Below are 15,208 nucleotides of genomic sequence, written 5' to 3' on the forward strand. Positions count from 1 at the left end.
GCCATGACCAACCCCTTCGAGGACGCCGACGCCACGTACCTGGTGCTCGTCAACGACGAGGCCCAGTACTCACTGTGGCCCGCCTTCGCCGACGTGCCCGCCGGCTGGACCGTCGCCCACCCCGAGGACAGCCGGCAGGCGTGCGTCGAGTACGTCGAGCGCACCTGGACCGACATGCGGCCCAAGAGCCTGGTCGACGCGGTGAACGCGGCCGGCGGGGCGCAGGGGGCCTGAGTGAGCACCCCGACGGACAGTGGCGTGACCGGCCTCGCGGCTCACGCCCCGCCCCCCGTACCCGACTACGCGGCGGCCATGGCGACGGACGCCTTCCGCCGCGACCCGTACCCCTTCTACGCCCGTATGCGCCGGGAGAGCCCGGTCCACCGGACGGCGCAGGGCATCTGGTACGTCACCCGGTACGCGGACGCCGAACAGGCCCTCGCCGACGTCCGGTTGTCCAACGACGGGGACCGGATGACCCAGGCCCTGGTCGCACGCGACGGCCGGCTGCGCGACCTGAGCCGGCTCACCGCCCGGCTCGGCCCGGTGATGAGCAACACCGACCCGCCGGACCACGCCCGGCTGCGCAAACTGGTCAACAAGGCGTTCACCGCACGCCGGGTGGAGGAGCTGCGCGAGCGGATCCAGGTGGTGGTCGACCGGCTGGTCGACGGGGCCGTGGCCACCGGCGGACCGTTCGACGTGCTCGCGGCCGTGGCCTCGCCGCTGCCGCACACGGTCGTCTGTGAGCTGTTCGGCATCCCTGAGGCCGACCGGGAGCAGGTCAAGGAGTGGTTCCGCGGGCTGGGCCGGATCCACGAGGACATCGACCGCGCCGAGCAGGTGGTGGACGAGTTCGAGGCGTACCTCATGCGGCTCGCCCGCGAGCGGCGCGCCCGCCCGGGCGACGACCTGATCAGCGCTCTGGTCACAGCGCAGGGACACGACGACCGGCTCACCGACGAGGAGTTGCTCTCGACCTGCTTCGTGCTCATCACCGCGGGCGACGAGACCACCACCAACCTCATCGGCAACGGCCTGCTCGCCCTGCTGAACCACCCGGACCAGCTGGACCTGCTGCGCGACCGGCCCGAACTGATCCGCACCGCGGTCGACGAACTCGTCCGCTACGACAGCCCCAGCCAGGCCATCGTCCGGGTGGCCGCCGACGAGGTCACCATCGGCGGGCAGACCCTGGCCCCCGGCGACCTGGTCTACCTGGTGCTGGCGTCGGCGGGCCGGGACCCCGGCCGCTACGACGATCCCGACCGGTTCGACCTGACCCGGCCGGGGGCCTCCCGCCACCTCGGGTTCGGCCACGGCCCGCACTTCTGCCTCGGCGCGCCCCTGGCACGGCTGGAGGCGGAACTCGCCATCGGCACGCTGGTGCGACGGCTGCCGGGGCTCCGTGCGGCCGTCGGGCCCGAGGAACTCGACTGGCGGCCCAACCCGCTGCAGCGCCGCCTGACGGCGCTCCCTCTCACCTACGACCGGAGAAGTGATCGACATGCCGCGTGAGTTCCAGGTGCGACGCGACCAGGTGCTGCCCTGCCCGCCCGAGCGGGTGTGGCGCGCCGTCGCCACCGGTGAGGGCAACGCCGGCTGGCTCTACCCGATGGAGATCGAGCCGGGCACCGGCGGTGCGGTGTCGCGCGGCTCGTCCACCGTGGTCGAGTGGCAGCCGCCGCACCGCTTCGCCTGCCGCACCCCGGACCAGGACGGCTTCACCAACACCCTCAGCTACGCCGTCGACGCCGGGGACGACGGGACCTCGCTTCTCTCCATGGGCATCCACTGGGTGCACACGGGCACCCCCGACGACGGCTGGGACACCCGCGCCGACGCCGCCGAGAGGCACGTGGACTTCTACCAGCACAGCCTCTCCGAGTACCTCCGCCACTTCGACGGACGGCCCGCCGGTTACGTCAAGGCCAGTCGGCCCGGCCCCCCTTCGTCCCCCGACGCCTTCTCCGCCGTACGCGACCGGCTCGGCGTACCGGGCACCGCCACCGCGGGCGACACGGTGAAGGTCACCCTCCCGGACACCCCCGGCGGCCCCGTCGAGGCGCACGTCGACTACACCGACGCGGACTTCCTCGGTCTGCGCACCCCGGACGCGCTGTACCGCTTCTACAACGGCAGCGCCTGGAAGTGGCCCCTCTGGGTCGGCCACCACCTCTTCGCGGCCGACGCGGACGTCGAGGCCGCGACCCGGGACTGGGACATGTGGCTGGCGGAGTCGGCCCCCTGACAGCACGGCACGAAGGACACCACCCATGCAGACACAGACACAGACACAGACACCGGCACCGGCACCGGCACCGGCACTCGTGTATTCCGCCGAACTCGTCGAGGAGGGCGGCGTCTACACGCTCGTGGTCACGGACCGGATCCACGGCACCGTCCAGACCTCGGTCGTGCCGCAGCGCGCCATGGACAAACTGCCGTACTTCCTCTCCCTGTTGAACTCCCGCCAGTCCGCCGCGTTCCGCTGAGCCAGAAGGCCACACCGACCATGCCCCTCACCCGTCCGACGTTGACCGCCGCGCCCGGCCCGGTGGCACGCCGCCGCCCCACCACCGACCGGTGGTTCCGTGTCCACCGGTGCGCCGCGCCCCGGCCCGCCCGCCGCCTGGTGTGCTTCCCGCACGCTGGCGGCACGGCCCAGCTCTTCCACGACTGGACCGCCCACCTGCCCTCCGACGTCGAGCTCCTGGCCGTGCGCTACCCGGGACGCCAGGACCGGCTGGCCGAGCCGTGCGTCGAGAACATGGCGGAGATGGCCGACGCCGTCACCGAGGCCCTCACCGCCCATCTCGATGTCCCGCTCGCCCTGTTCGGGCACAGTATGGGCTCCGCCATCGCCTACGAGGTGGCGGTCCGTCTGGAGGCCCGCCGGGTACGTCCGGACCGGCTGTACGTCTCCGGGCGCGCCGCCCCGCACCGTGCACGGCCGGCCGGTATCCACGCCGGCGACGACGCGGGTCTGATCGCCACCGTGCGCGCTCTGGGCGACTACCAGTCGGAGGTCTACGACATCCCGGAACTGCGGGAGTTGCTGCTGCCGGCCCTGCGCGCGGACTACCGCCTCATCGAGACGTACCGGCCGCCGCGGCCCGCTGTGCTGCGCACCCCCATCACCGCCTACACCGGATTGGACGACGCCCACTGCCCGGCGGACGACGTGGGCGCCTGGGCGGAGCTGACCGGGCCGGGCCGCTTCGACCTGCGCACCTTTCCCGGCGACCACTTCTACCTGGTGCCGCACGAGGGCGAACTGGTCCGCGACATCAGCACCCGGCTCCGGGGCAACCCGCAAGACACCGACGAGGGTTGAGCACAGCATGCTGGATCTGAGCGAATCACCCATGCGCCGCCCGGCGAAGGAGCCGTACCTTCTCGAACCGGCCCTGCAGGCCGACCCCGCCGCCGGCTTCGGCAAGATCCGCGAACAGGGCCCCGTGGTACGTGGCTGGCTCACCGACACCCAGCCGGTCTGGCTGATCACCCGCTACGACGATGTCCGCGCGGGCCTGCGCGACCCCCGCTTCGTGAACACGCCGGACGCGGTGGACGGCCACACCGGCGAGGACCCGCGCCAGGTCCTGGTGGACATGCTCAACCTCCCCGACGAGGTCAGGAAGTACTTCCTGGTGTCCGCTCTCGACATCGACCCGCCGGACCACACCCGCCTGCGGGGCGTCGTCGCCCGTGCCTTCACCGCCCGCCGTATGCAGGACCTGCGGGCCCGTGTCGAGCGGCTCACCGCCGGGCTGCTGGACGACCTCCACCGGTGCTCGCCCGACGGCGTCCTCGAACTCGTCGACGGATACGCGTACCCCCTGGCCGTCACCATCGTCTGCGAACTGACCGGCGTCCCCGAGAAGGCCCGCCCGGTCTTCCGCCGCTGGGGCGACGACATCCTCGTCATGGAGGCCGGGCGGCTGCGGGAATCCTCCCCGGCAGTGATCAACACGGTCCTCGGGCTGCTCGACGAGCGGCGCCGCGAACCCGGCGACGACCTGCTGACCACGCTCGCCGCGGCACGCGACGACGACAGGTTCCGGCTGTCCGACGAAGAAGCCGTCGCCATGGTCCTCAACGTGGTCATGGCCGGCTACGACAACACCGCCCAGCTCCTCATCAACAGCGTCGCCGCTCTCCTCACGCATCCGGATCAGCTGCGGCTGCTGCGGGACGACCCGGGCCTGATGCCGGGCGCCGTCGACGAGTTCATCCGCTGGGGCGGCCCCGACATCATGGTGCGCATGCGCATCGCGGCCGAGGACGCCGACTTCCGGGGCACCCGCATCCGCAAGGGCGACTGCGTCCAGTTCATCCTGGTCTCCGCCAACCGCGACCCGCGCCGCTACGACGCCCCCGACCGCCTCGACATCACCCGCGTCCCGCAGGACGGCGGCGAGAACCACATCGGCTTCGGCCACGGCATCCACTACTGCGTAGGAGCCGCCCTGTCCCGGCTGCAGTGCGAGATCGCGCTGAAGACCCTCCTCGCCCGCTACCCGGACCTCTGCCTGGCCGACGGCCCGGACAGCCTGCACCGCACCGCCATTCCGGGGGCGGCGCCGCGGCTGCCGCACCTGCGGGTGCGGATCTGACAGCCGTCCCGCCCGCGTCCGTGGCGGTGGCTTGCTGAACGCAGCCTGAACACGTTCGTTCCCGGCGTGACCCGTGTGGGACGGGGGCTGTTGGGCAGCGCGAAACACGGCGGCCCCGACAAGGGAGATGGTTCGATGCGTCACGGAAAAGCGCTGCGCGATGCGATCGGTACAGCGGGAACGACGCCGTTGATCGGCGTGTACGACATGTACTCGGCGTCGATCGCGGCCTCGCACTACGACGGGATGTTCGTGTCGGGCTTCGGCTTCGCCGCATCCCACTACGGGCTGCCGGACATCGGGTTCATCGCCTGGCCGGACATGGTGGCCTTCGTGGAAAGGCTCCGCGGAGCCTTTCCGGCGCATCATCTGCTGGTGGATGTCGACGACGGTTACGGCGATCCGGAAGTGGCCTGCCACGTCGTGCGGCGTCTGGAGCGGATCGGCGCCTCGGGTGTGATCCTGGAGGACCAGAAGCGCCCCCGCCGGTGCGGGCACGTGGCCGGGAAGCAGATCCTGCCGCTCGACGAGTACCTCGAAAAGCTGGAGCGGGTGCTGGCCTGCCGGACCGATCTGCTGGTGGTGGCGCGTACGGACGCCACGGACGAGGCCGAGATCCTGACACGGGCCAAGGCGCTGGCGGCCACCGACGCGGATGTGGTGCTGGTCGACGGGGTCCGCGATGTGGCCGCTGTCCGGCGCATCCGGCAGAGCATCGGTGACAAACCACTGCTGTTCAACCAGATCGCGGGAGGCCGCTCCCCGCGGCTTTCGCTGCCCGAGCTGGGCGAAGCCGGTGTGGACGTGGCGATCTACAGCACGCCGTGCCTGTTCGCCGCGCACGAGGCGATGGACAGTGCGCTGGCCGGACTCCGGGCAGCGGACGGACGGCTGCCCGCAGCCGAGGGCGCCGGAATCGGTGTCGCCCAGTCCATCGAGCTGCTGAACGGCAATCTCCGGGGGATGCGCACGGCTCCCGCGCTGTGACGTCCCGGGGCAGGTGAGGGGTTCTACGGGGGACCGGCCCACGCCCGTAGTACCTGGGTATGACGGGCGAGGCCGGGACGAGCCCTGGGTACCACGGCGGACGCGTTCCCCGCTCCTAGCGTGGGGTGACGCGAGCCGGGACGGTCCGGCTGCCTGAGGTGAGGGCGAACCGATGATCGAGGCGCACCAGTTGTCCAAACGCTACGGGGACAAGGCGGCGGTCGATCGCCTCGACTTCACGGTGCTGCCCGGCACGGTGACCGGCTTCCTCGGTCCGAACGGCGCGGGGAAGTCGACGACCATGCGGATGATCGTGGGCCTGGACGCGCCGACCAGCGGTTCGGTCACCGTCAACGGGCGCCTCTACGCCGAGCACACCGCGCCGCTTCAGGAGGTCGGTGCGCTGCTCGAAGCCAAGTCGATCCACCCCGGGCGCTCGGCCTTCAACCACCTGATGGCGCAGGCGTACACCCATGGGATCCCACGGAGGCGGGTGGATGAGGTCATCGGGATGACCGGCCTGCAGCAGGTGGCGAAGCGCCGTGCCGGCGCGTTCTCCCTCGGGATGGGGCAGCGGCTGGGGATCGCGGCCGCCCTGCTGGGCGATCCTGCGACGATCATGCTCGACGAACCGGTCAACGGCCTGGACCCCGAGGGGGTCCTGTGGATCAGGAATCTGCTCATCGGTCTGGCTGAGGAGGGGCGTACCGTCTTCGTCTCCTCGCACCTGATGAGCGAGATGGCGCTGATCGCCGATCACCTCATCATCGTCGGACGTGGCAGGCTGCTGGCCGACACCACGGTCCACGACCTGGTGCGGCAGGCAGGCGGTGACACGGTCAAGGTCGCCAGCTCCGACCCGGTCCGGCTGCGCGAGGTTCTCACCGGCCCCGGCGTCGACATCACCGGCCGGGCAGGCTCGGAAGAGCTGCAGGTCACCGGCCTCTCCGCGCGCGACATCGGGACCCGGGCCGCCGAGCACGCCATCGCCGTGTACGAACTGACCGCCAAGACCGTCTCGCTGGAACAGGCGTTCATGGACCTGACCCGGGATTCCGTCGAGTACCACGGCTCCGCCGCAGGCACCGAGACCACCAGGAGTGCCGCATGAGCACCGTCACAGAAGCGCCGGCCGACAGCCCGGTTCAGGCGGCGCGGCCGTCCTACCGGGTGAGCGGCCCCCGGGTGCTGCGTTCGGAGTGGGCCAAACTCTGGTCCCTGCGCTCCACCTGGATCACCCTGGGCCTCGCCCTGGTCTTCATGGTGGCTTTCGGGCTCATCGCGTCGGCCCGCTACAAGTCGGGCATCGGGTCCGGAAGGCCCATGGACAAGGACTTCGCCGACGCCACGGCGGTCAGTCTGTCGCTCTTCGGGACGAACTTCGCCCAGCTGGCCCTCGGCGTCCTCGGTGTGCTGGTCGCCGCCGGGGAGTACTCGACCGGGATGATCCGGTCCACCCTGGCCGCGGTCCCGCGCAGGCTGCCCGTTCTGTGGTCCAAGGCCGCCGTGTTCGGGGTGATCGCCCTCGTACTCAGCAGCGTCGGCGCCATCGTCGTCTTCCTCTTCGGCAGCGTCATCGTCTCGGGCACGCCCGCGGCGCTCTCCCTGTCGGACGCGGGTGTCGTGCGCAGCCTCCTGGGAGCGGGCCTCTACCTCGGTCTGGTCGGTGTGGTCGGTGTCGCCCTGGGCGCGCTGCTGCGCTCGGTCGCCGGAGGGATCTCGGTTCTGGTCGGGGCTCTGATGCTGGTACCGGGACTGGTCTCGCTGCTGCCCGGTTCCTGGCGGGACAACATCAGCCCCTACCTGCCCAGCAACGCGGGCGAATCGGTCTTCACGCTCCACAACAGCGCCCCGGCGCTCTCGGCAGGCGCCGGTCTGGCGGTCTTCATCGGGTGGACGGTGCTGGCCCTGGCGGCAGCCGCCTACCGGCTCACGCGCACCGACGTCTGACCAGCGGCGAGCGGGACGCACGGCCCCGCCCCGCACGTACCCGGATCCCGCCGGGTGGCTCCGCCCGCCCCTCGGCGGTGTCACCCGGCGGGTCGCGGATGATGGGGTGGTGACACACATGGCGAACGAGGACCTGCTGTGGGAACACCCTCTGGTGGCTCGTCTGATACGCGGCGGACGACGCCTGCGCCAGGACCACCGGAGCCGGCCCTGGCTGCTGAACACCGGGCTGGTCGTCCTCGTCCTGCTGCTCTTCGGCCTGCCGGACCTGCTGCACCGGGGCGATCGCGACGAACTCGTCCGTGTCACGGACTTCCCGGTCGTGGGAGCTGTCGCCCTGCAGCTGGGGCTGGCACTGCCGCTGCTGTGGCGGCGCAGCAGGCCCGTCACCGTGTTCGCCGCCGTGATGACGGTCTTCCTGCTCCAGTGGTCGATGGATGTGTGGCTGCACATCGATATCGCTCTGTTCATCGCCCTCTACGGTGTGGCGAGGCGAGGCGGGCTGCGGTACCTGCCGTGGGTCTGCGGTGTCACGGTGGCGGCGATGGTGCTGGTGGTTCTGCGGGTCTCCACCGTGGCGTCGCCTTTCGAGGCCATGTTCTTCCTGTGCAGCGCCGCCACCGCGGCGGTCGCCCTCGGCCTGGGCGTACGGATCGGGCAGGCTCACCTGGGGGCGCTGCGGGAGCGCGCGGCCCGACTGGAACGCGAGCGGGACCAGCAGAACAGACTGGCCGCCGCTGCCGAACGGGCCCGGGTGGCACGGGAGATGCACGACATCATCGGCCACAACCTGTCCGTGATCATCGGCCTGGCGGACGGCGGTGCCTACGCGGCCGATGTCGTACCCGAACGAAGCAAGGAAGCACTCCAGCTGATCGCGGGGACCAGCCGGCAGGCGCTCGGCGAGCTGCGCCGGATGCTCGGCGTACTCCGGGAGGAACCCGGACCTGGGCCGCAGGGGCCCGAACTCAGTCCGCAACCCGGAATCGCCGACCTCGAAGCCCTGTGCGAGCGAGTCCGGGTCGCAGGTCCCGAGGTGGCCTACCGCACCGCCGGTGATCTGGACACCCTGAACGAGGGGGTGCAGCTGACCGTCTACAGAATCGCCCAGGAGTCGCTGACCAACGCTCTCAAGCACGCCGGACCTGACACCAGGACCTTCCTCACCGTGGCCGCCGATGCCGGGGGGATCCGTATCCGGGTCGAGGACACGGGTCCGGCGGACGGCCGGACCGTTCCGGCCGGGCCGGACACCGGACACACCGACGTGGGGCGTTCCTGGCCCAGCGGGCAGGGCATCGCCGGTATGGCCGAGCGTGCGGCCCTCTACGGCGGTACCGTCACGGCCGGGCCGAGGCCCGGCGGCGGCTGGGCGGTGGAGACCCGGCTGGACCCCGCTCCGCCTCCCGCCGTGCCTGCCCGCCTGCACCGGTGTGAGGCGTCATGACGACTGTGCTCATCGTCGACGACCAGCCCCTGCAGCGCTTCGGCTTCCGTATGCTCCTGGAGAGCACGCCCCACACCGAGGTCGTCGGCGAGGCCGCACACGGCGCGGAGGCCGTCCGGGCGACCGCGGAACTGCGGCCCGACGTCGTACTGATGGACGTGCGGATGCCGGGCATCGACGGCATCGAAGCCACCCGCCGCATCGTGGCGGCCGGCGGCCGGTCCCGCATCCTGGTGCTGACAACCTTCGACCTGGACGAATACGCACACGCGGCGCTGCGCGCGGGAGCCAGCGGCTTCCTCCTCAAGGACGCCCTGCCCGAGGAACTCCTCGCCGGTATCCGCGCGGTGGCCGCTGGAGACGCGGTCATCGCTCCCGCGCTCACCCGCAGACTCCTCGATGCCTACGCGCACCACCTGCCCGCCCGGGCCCCCGAGGAAGTACGGGCTGACGACACCCGGCTGAGCTCGCTGACCGAGCGGGAACATCAGATCCTGGTCGCTCTGGGACAGGGCTGGACCAACGGCGAGATCGCGGAACGGCTGGTGCTCTCCGGGTCGACGGTGAAGACACACGTCGGTCGCGTGCTGGCGAAGATGGGCGCCAGGGACCGGGTGCACGCGGTGATACTGGCCTACGACCTCGGCCTGACCCGGCCGAACCGCCCGCGGTGACACGGGGACTTGTCCAGGACCGCCGGCAGGAAGGGCCGCGCGGGCGGGGCTCCGCCGCTCCCCGGGATGTGCTGCGGGAGCGACGGAACAGCCGGTGAGTGGGCCGACGGCGCTGTCCGCGCGGCTACTTCGCCACGACGGCGACCGGTGCGTCCCAGGCGTCACGGTCGATGGTGAGGGTGCCCCCGGTGTGGGTCACCTTCTTGTTGACGGCGAACTGGTGGCCGCGGCGGTGCCCGGTGTACAGGGTCGAGGCGTACGGGAAGCCCTTGGTGGTGGAGTAGATGTCGTCGTAGCGCGCGTACCAGAGGATCTCCGGCAGGTCGGTGCGTGTCCTGGCGTTGGCGATGACGGCGGCGCTGGAGTTGCTGAACCCGTAGAAGCCGGACCAGTAGCCCTTGGCCTTGACGGTCTTGTCGAAGGAACGGACATAGGCGAGCACGGTGTTCACGCAGGACGTGTTGGCCGGATCGAAGTACTCCATGTCCAGGTACACGGGGCTGCCCGTCTTCATGCCGAGTCCCGCCTCCTTCGCCACGGCGTCGGCGGCGTCGGTGGCACCGAGCGAGGTGGCGTTGGCGGCGGTGATCTTCTCCGGGTTGTTGCTGGTCTGACACGGCGGCTGCGCGCCGACGTACAGCGGGATCAGCTTCCAGCCGGTGGCGCTCACGGACTTCACCCAGGAGGCGGTGAGCTGCGGCTGCGCACAGCCCCGGTTCTTCCCGCCGACGTACACGGCCGCGCCGCGGTAGACGGACGAGGCGTACCAGCCCTTCATCGCGGTCAGTGAGGGAGCGGTGCAGGTGTCGAAGGCGTGTCCGGTGAAGACCGTGGGCGCGGGCCGGGTGACGGTCGTGGCGTTGGCGGCCGCAGCCGCGAAGGCGCCACCGGCCAGAACGCCCGCACCTGTCAGAGACATGGCGATATAGCGCCGCTTTTTGGATATGCGGTGATTCGGCACAGAGACCTCGACGGTTCTCGAAGGAGGAGGAAAAGAGAGCAAGGCAGTGGCCGGAGACGGGCATGCGGGCAGCCGTCTCGGCGGATGTGCAGCATCTCACGACCGTGATCAACTCAGGCAGGTTGTGGAGGAGTTGTGCCGACCTGTGATCTAAGCTTGACGTGCCCATTACTTCTGCGGCGCCGGGGAGCCTTCATGGCGCGGTGTGGGCGTAGTACAGCGTGTACGCCCCGTAGGTCACGGAGACCGCGGCAACGGTGGCGATGAGGACGACGGCGGTGCGCGGCCGGGCCTTCGTCAGGGCGAGTGCCGGGGGAAGCAGCAGTGGAAACGCGGGCAGGAGGAAGCGTGGCCGGGAGGCGTAGAACCCGGTGCCGCCGATCGCGATGACGAGGAGCACGAAGGAGTAGACGACCAAGGACAGCGGCGGCCGGTCCATGGCGAGCAGGACGAACGCGGCCACGGCGGCGAGCAGGACAGCGGCGGCCATGTCGTAGGCCAGATGCGGTGCGGCGCCCCGGTCCGTGAAGAGCCGCCGGACGAAGTGGAACTCACTCGCGCCGAAGTCGAAGCGGGAGCCCCATTCCCGCTGGATCCTGAAGTAACCGAGCGGGCTGCCCGAGCGGTGGCCCACCCAGGCCGCGTAGCCGAGCCAGCCGAGCGGTGCGAGGGCCGCGCCGGCCCAGATCCGCCAGTCGCGCCGGAGATCCTTTCTCCGCAGGAGTGCGAGTCCTGCCGCGCTGATCACCGCGACCGCGACAGCGATGGCGTTGGGGCGCGTCAGCCCGGCGAGCAGGGCCAGAGCTCCGGCCCACAGCCAGCGGCGGGTGAGGAGCGCGTACAGCGACCAGGCGGCCAGCGCCGTCATCAGCGGTTCGCTGTAGGCCATGGTTTCCACGACGGCGTGCGGGAGCAGCCCCCACAGCAGGACGAGGAACGTCCCGGTCCGGCGGCCGTGCAAGCGCTCACCGACGGCGTAGATGCCCCAGGCGGCGGCCCCCGCGGAGAGCCAGGCCACGACCAGTCCGGCAATCGTCAGGCTGATCGGAGCGAGTGTGGCAACTCCCCGCTCCAGACCGGGGAAGAGCGGGAAGAACGCCAGATCACTGCGCGTCGTGCCGGGAAGCCTGCCGGGGATCACCGTGCCATAACCGTGCCGGGCGATATGTGCATACCATCTGCTGTCCCAGGAGTCGCCCAGCGCCGCCCACACCGGCCGGTGCGTCGTCAGCGCGACAGTGGCCGCGACGGCCAGGCCCGCCAGGCGCGCCACGGCGTACAGCACCAGAGCAGGAGCGGCCCTGCGCAGTGCGCCACGCGCCCGGTGCGACGGGCGGAGGGCGCGCTCGGTGCGGGGAGGTGCGCCCACTGCGGGATCGGCAGGCACCACTCACCTCCGCTGCCGGTGCGACGAGACGCACTGACTCCCGCTCGTCCTGGACTCTGACATCCCCACCTCCCCGATGGTGCGTGGCGCGTGCTGCGCGCGCGAGCGGGGCAGGGCAGGCGGGTGGCGGCCGGGAGTGGGACAGGAGTGCCGGACGGGGCGGGGCGGCACTCAGGATGTGTTCAGGTTTCCGATGGCACGGTCTGGCGTCATGACATCCGATACGTACAGCAGGCCCGGCGCGGCTCGTGGCCACGGCCTGCGTTGGAACAAGGTTCCCGAGGTCACCGTCTACTTCTGGGTGATCAAAGTGCTCTGCACGACGGTCGGTGAGACCGGGGCCGACTATCTCAATTCCCAGATGGGGCTGGGGCTGACCGGTACCTCGCTCGTCATGAGTGTGCTGCTGGTGGTGGCCCTGGTCGTCCAGTTCCGCGCCAACACCTACCGGCCGGGGATCTACTGGCTGGCCGTCGTGCTGATCAGTGTGGTCGGAACCCTGATCAGCGACAATCTGACCGACAACCTGGGAGTGCCGCTGCAGGACACCACCGCCGCGTTCGCCGCGGTGCTCGCGGTGGTGTTCGTCGCCTGGTACCGAGCCGAGCGGACCCTTTCCATCCACACCATCGACACGGTGAGCCGGGAGGTCTACTACTGGCTCGCTGTGCTGTTCACCTTCGCGCTCGGAACGGCCGCCGGTGACCTCGTCGCCGAGCAGCTTTCCCTGGGCTACTGGGTGTCCGCGGTGCTGTTCGCGCTGGCCATCGCCGCGGTCGGGGTGGCGCACTTCGCGATGGGCCTGAACGCCGTCTGGAGCTTCTGGATCGCCTACGTGCTCACGCGCCCGCTGGGAGCTTCCATGGGCGACTACCTCTCGCAGCCGACCGGCGACGGCGGGCTCGGCCTGGGAACCACGGTGACCAGTGTGCTGTTCCTGGCGGTGATTCTGGCACTGGTCGTATATCTGACCGTGGCGCGGCGGGACTCGACGGAGCCCCGGGAACTCACCCAGCCGGCAGACTGACGACGAACCGGGCACCGGTGGCGTGCAGTTCGTCGTAACGCACATCACCACCTGCGGAGCGGGCCAGGCGTCGCGCGAGCGACAGTCCCAGGCCCGCTCCGGTGTGCTCGTCGTCGGGGGCCGCACGCCGGCCGGGGTGGAACAGGTACGGCACGAACGGCCCCGGCACGCCGGGGCCGTCGTCCGTGACATCGATCCGTACGCCGCCAGGCAGGCCGGAAACGTGCAGGCTGACACCTGAGTCGGCATGGCGCAGACCGTTGTCGAGGAGCGGGCCGACGATACGTTCGAGCAGCGCGGGGGAGACCCCGACGGACAGTTCCGGGTCTCCGCCCACGACGGTGAGTCCCGGGGTCCGCGGGCCGCTCGGGCCCTCGGCCAGTCGGGTCAGTACCGCCAGGACGACTGCGGTGCCGGGTTCGCTGCGAGCGCCGGCGCGCGCGTCGTCGAGCAGGGTCTCGCAGATCGCCCGCATGGACTGCGCGGCGTCGGCGACGGCCAGGTGGCCGGTCCGGGTTTCCTGTGCCGTACGGGGACGGGCCTGCAGCCAGTCGAGTTCGGCCACGATCCTGGCCAGCGGATTGCGCAGCTCGTGCGACAGCTCCTTGGTCAGCTGCTGCTCGTGCCGCAGCACGGCCCGTATGCGGTCCAGGAGCGCGTCCAACGAGCCGCCCAGCTGGGTGAGTTCGGTCGGCCCCGCCCTGCCGCGGAAGCGCTCGTCGGAGTCGGCGGCGCTCCACCGGGTGGCCTGGTCCGTCATGGTGTGCACCGGGCGCAGTGCCCGCCCCACTGCCAGCCGGGTGAGGGCGTAGGTGCAGGCCAGCATGGTGATGTCCAGTGCGATGGACGCGAAGAGCATGGTGTCGGCTGAGCTGAGGTAGGGCGCGAGGTCCAGTGCGGTGACCACGACCGCGCGAGGCGCGGCGCCGTCGGTCGTCGGGACGGCCACGGCACACAGCCGGACCGCTCTGCCGGTGTGCAGGGTCGTGCAGCCCTGCCCGCCGTGTCCGGCGAGGGCGTCGGCGGCGCGGGTGAGGGAGCGGGCGCCGGAGCTGTTCGGCGGACGTTCGAGCAGGAGCCCGCCCGCGTAGATCCACACGTTGTCGTCCAGCAGCGCGTCGTTCGGTGATTCCAGCACTCTTACGGAGCCGCCGGCCGTGTCGACCGTCGTGGCGACAGCGGTGGCCCGGGTGCGCAGATGGTCGTCGGCCTGGTGCTGGAGCCGCTGCTGGGCGATCGTATTGAAGACGACCGTGAGTATCGCCATCAGCAACAGTGCGGTGGTCACCGCGACCAGGGAGAGCCGACCCCGCAGGGTGCGCGGCCACACCCAGGCCGGCAGGGCCGTCATGAGAGCTGGTGGCCGACACCGCGTGCGGTGCTGATCGTCAGCTCGCTGCCCGTGTCGCGGAGCTTCCGGCGGAGCCGGGTGAGGTACTGGTCCAGGCTGTTGTCGCTGACCTGGGAGCCCTCCGGCCAGCCCGCTCTGATCAGCTCGCGCCTGTGGACGATGGCCCCCGCCGATGCCATGAGCGCGGCCAGCAGCCGGAACTCCGTCGGGGTCAGCGCGGCCGAGGTGCCCCGGACCGTCATCGAGTGCCGGACGGCGTCCAGGACCAGGTCACCCGTCGTGGCGGGGGAGGGCGGCCCGGTGCGCTTGAGCGCGGCCCGCAACCTGGCGGCGAGTTCCGCGAAATGGAACGGCTTGGGCAGATAGTCGTCGCCGCCCGCCGAGAACCCGGTCAGCCGGTCGGTGAGCCGGTGATGGGCGGTCAGGAAGATGACGGGGGAGAGGAAGCCGTTGGCGCGCAGCGCCTGGCACACATCCCGTCCGTCGGCATCGGGCAGTCCCACGTCCAGCACCACCGCGTCGATGCCGGCTGTGGCCAGCCGCAGGGCGCTCGCGCCGTCGGGTGCGGGGACCGTCGCGAAGCCCTCGTCGCGCAGGCCGCGCCGCAGGACGTCCCGCAAGGCGTGATCGTCCTCGACGACCAGGATCCTCTGCTGCACGGCTCGGTCTCCTTTCTGCGGTTCCCGGTGGGGGCGGCGGGGCCTCCGGGCAGCGGCTGAGGTGTGGGCCGGTGCGGGGTGGGAGGCGTGTTCGGGCGCCGGATGGTGCGAGAGGGGCGCGAGTCGGACCGGAGTGCTGCACCCGG

General features: G+C 71.1%; 16 protein-coding genes. 12 read left to right on the top strand and 4 right to left on the bottom strand.

What is annotated here, in order from left to right; all coding sequences use genetic code 11:
- The first annotated feature begins 3 nt into the window (after nucleotides 1-3).
- The 11 genes from OG210_RS28125 (at nucleotide 4) to OG210_RS28175 (ending at nucleotide 9,677) form a co-directional block, all read left to right on the top strand.
- A complete protein-coding gene (locus tag OG210_RS28125) occupies nucleotides 4-234 on the top strand; it encodes an MbtH family protein (protein WP_328324543.1) in 231 nt (76 codons plus the stop codon).
- Entirely contained in the window at nucleotides 235-1,518 is a 1,284-nt protein-coding gene (locus OG210_RS28130) for a cytochrome P450 (RefSeq protein ID WP_371539250.1), read from the top strand. It begins immediately after the preceding gene.
- On the top strand, nucleotides 1,508-2,251 hold the full coding sequence (locus OG210_RS28135; RefSeq protein WP_371539253.1) for an SRPBCC domain-containing protein: 744 nt from the start codon (nucleotides 1,508-1,510) through the stop codon (nucleotides 2,249-2,251). Before OG210_RS28130 ends, OG210_RS28135 begins: the two co-directional genes overlap by 11 nt.
- 25 nt (nucleotides 2,252-2,276) lie before the next feature.
- Nucleotides 2,277-2,495, top strand: coding sequence for a hypothetical protein (locus OG210_RS28140; protein ID WP_371539256.1), 219 nt, complete (start codon nucleotides 2,277-2,279; stop codon nucleotides 2,493-2,495).
- 20 nt (nucleotides 2,496-2,515) lie between these two features.
- Nucleotides 2,516-3,337, top strand: coding sequence for a thioesterase II family protein (locus tag OG210_RS28145; protein ID WP_371539258.1), 822 nt, complete (start codon nucleotides 2,516-2,518; stop codon nucleotides 3,335-3,337).
- Between the two features lie 7 nt (nucleotides 3,338-3,344).
- Complete coding sequence (locus OG210_RS28150; protein ID WP_371539261.1) at nucleotides 3,345-4,619, top strand: cytochrome P450; 1,275 nt, start codon at nucleotides 3,345-3,347, stop codon at nucleotides 4,617-4,619.
- A gap of 135 nt (nucleotides 4,620-4,754) precedes the next feature.
- Nucleotides 4,755-5,606 carry an isocitrate lyase/PEP mutase family protein gene (locus OG210_RS28155; RefSeq protein WP_328324532.1) on the top strand — a complete coding sequence of 284 codons (852 nt, stop codon included), beginning with the start codon at nucleotides 4,755-4,757 and terminating at the stop codon, nucleotides 5,604-5,606.
- 172 nt (nucleotides 5,607-5,778) lie between these two features.
- The gene (locus OG210_RS28160; protein WP_328324530.1) at nucleotides 5,779-6,717 is read left to right on the top strand and encodes an ATP-binding cassette domain-containing protein; all 939 of its coding nucleotides are present in this window, start codon (nucleotides 5,779-5,781) and stop codon (nucleotides 6,715-6,717) included.
- Entirely contained in the window at nucleotides 6,714-7,556 is an 843-nt protein-coding gene (locus tag OG210_RS28165) for an ABC transporter permease (protein WP_328324528.1), read from the top strand. The genes OG210_RS28160 and OG210_RS28165 overlap by 4 nt, the downstream gene beginning before the upstream one ends.
- Before the next feature lie 118 nt (nucleotides 7,557-7,674).
- The gene (locus tag OG210_RS28170; protein ID WP_371539265.1) at nucleotides 7,675-9,003 is read left to right on the top strand and encodes a sensor histidine kinase; all 1,329 of its coding nucleotides are present in this window, start codon (nucleotides 7,675-7,677) and stop codon (nucleotides 9,001-9,003) included.
- Nucleotides 9,000-9,677, top strand: coding sequence for a response regulator transcription factor (locus OG210_RS28175; protein WP_328324524.1), 678 nt, complete (start codon nucleotides 9,000-9,002; stop codon nucleotides 9,675-9,677). The genes OG210_RS28170 and OG210_RS28175 overlap by 4 nt, the downstream gene beginning before the upstream one ends.
- Before the next feature lie 124 nt (nucleotides 9,678-9,801).
- Here the strand turns inward: OG210_RS28175 and OG210_RS28180 are convergent, their stop codons facing one another.
- Together OG210_RS28180 and OG210_RS28185 are read right to left on the bottom strand one after the other, a co-directional pair.
- Nucleotides 9,802-10,596 (bottom strand): glycoside hydrolase domain-containing protein, encoded by a 795-nt coding sequence (locus tag OG210_RS28180; RefSeq protein ID WP_371539269.1) that lies wholly within the window; start codon nucleotides 10,594-10,596, stop codon nucleotides 9,802-9,804.
- Nucleotides 10,597-10,831: 235 nt separating this feature from the next.
- Nucleotides 10,832-12,025: a hypothetical protein gene (locus OG210_RS28185; RefSeq protein WP_328324520.1), complete on the bottom strand. Its 1,194-nt coding sequence runs from the start codon at nucleotides 12,023-12,025 to the stop codon at nucleotides 10,832-10,834.
- Between the two features lie 211 nt (nucleotides 12,026-12,236).
- Between OG210_RS28185 and OG210_RS28190 the strand changes: the two genes are divergently transcribed.
- On the top strand, nucleotides 12,237-13,052 hold the full coding sequence (locus OG210_RS28190; RefSeq protein WP_328324518.1) for a hypothetical protein: 816 nt from the start codon (nucleotides 12,237-12,239) through the stop codon (nucleotides 13,050-13,052).
- Here the strand turns inward: OG210_RS28190 and OG210_RS28195 are convergent.
- Together OG210_RS28195 and OG210_RS28200 are read right to left on the bottom strand one after the other, a co-directional pair.
- Complete coding sequence (locus OG210_RS28195; protein ID WP_371539274.1) at nucleotides 13,033-14,403, bottom strand: sensor histidine kinase; 1,371 nt, start codon at nucleotides 14,401-14,403, stop codon at nucleotides 13,033-13,035. The genes OG210_RS28190 and OG210_RS28195 overlap by 20 nt on opposite strands.
- A complete protein-coding gene (locus tag OG210_RS28200) occupies nucleotides 14,400-15,062 on the bottom strand; it encodes a response regulator transcription factor (RefSeq protein ID WP_371539277.1) in 663 nt (220 codons plus the stop codon). The genes OG210_RS28195 and OG210_RS28200 overlap by 4 nt, the downstream gene beginning before the upstream one ends.
- Nucleotides 15,063-15,208 lie beyond the last annotated feature (146 nt).

The sequence above is a fragment of the Streptomyces sp. NBC_00466 genome (assembly GCF_041433995.1).
Classification (GTDB): Bacteria; Actinomycetota; Actinomycetes; order Streptomycetales; family Streptomycetaceae; genus Streptomyces.

Coding starts and splice junctions, on each gene's coding strand:
- OG210_RS28125 (WP_328324543.1), top strand. CDS start 4: ATGACCAACCCCTTCGAGGACGCCGACGCCACGTACCTGGTGCTCGTC.
- OG210_RS28135 (WP_371539253.1), top strand. CDS start 1,508: ATGCCGCGTGAGTTCCAGGTGCGACGCGACCAGGTGCTGCCCTGCCCG.
- OG210_RS28140 (WP_371539256.1), top strand. CDS start 2,277: ATGCAGACACAGACACAGACACAGACACCGGCACCGGCACCGGCACCG.
- OG210_RS28145 (WP_371539258.1), top strand. CDS start 2,516: ATGCCCCTCACCCGTCCGACGTTGACCGCCGCGCCCGGCCCGGTGGCA.
- OG210_RS28150 (WP_371539261.1), top strand. CDS start 3,345: ATGCTGGATCTGAGCGAATCACCCATGCGCCGCCCGGCGAAGGAGCCG.
- OG210_RS28155 (WP_328324532.1), top strand. CDS start 4,755: ATGCGTCACGGAAAAGCGCTGCGCGATGCGATCGGTACAGCGGGAACG.
- OG210_RS28160 (WP_328324530.1), top strand. CDS start 5,779: ATGATCGAGGCGCACCAGTTGTCCAAACGCTACGGGGACAAGGCGGCG.
- OG210_RS28165 (WP_328324528.1), top strand. CDS start 6,714: ATGAGCACCGTCACAGAAGCGCCGGCCGACAGCCCGGTTCAGGCGGCG.
- OG210_RS28170 (WP_371539265.1), top strand. CDS start 7,675: ATGGCGAACGAGGACCTGCTGTGGGAACACCCTCTGGTGGCTCGTCTG.
- OG210_RS28175 (WP_328324524.1), top strand. CDS start 9,000: ATGACGACTGTGCTCATCGTCGACGACCAGCCCCTGCAGCGCTTCGGC.
- OG210_RS28180 (WP_371539269.1), bottom strand. CDS start 10,596: ATGTCTCTGACAGGTGCGGGCGTTCTGGCCGGTGGCGCCTTCGCGGCT.
- OG210_RS28190 (WP_328324518.1), top strand. CDS start 12,237: ATGACATCCGATACGTACAGCAGGCCCGGCGCGGCTCGTGGCCACGGC.
- OG210_RS28195 (WP_371539274.1), bottom strand. CDS start 14,403: ATGACGGCCCTGCCGGCCTGGGTGTGGCCGCGCACCCTGCGGGGTCGG.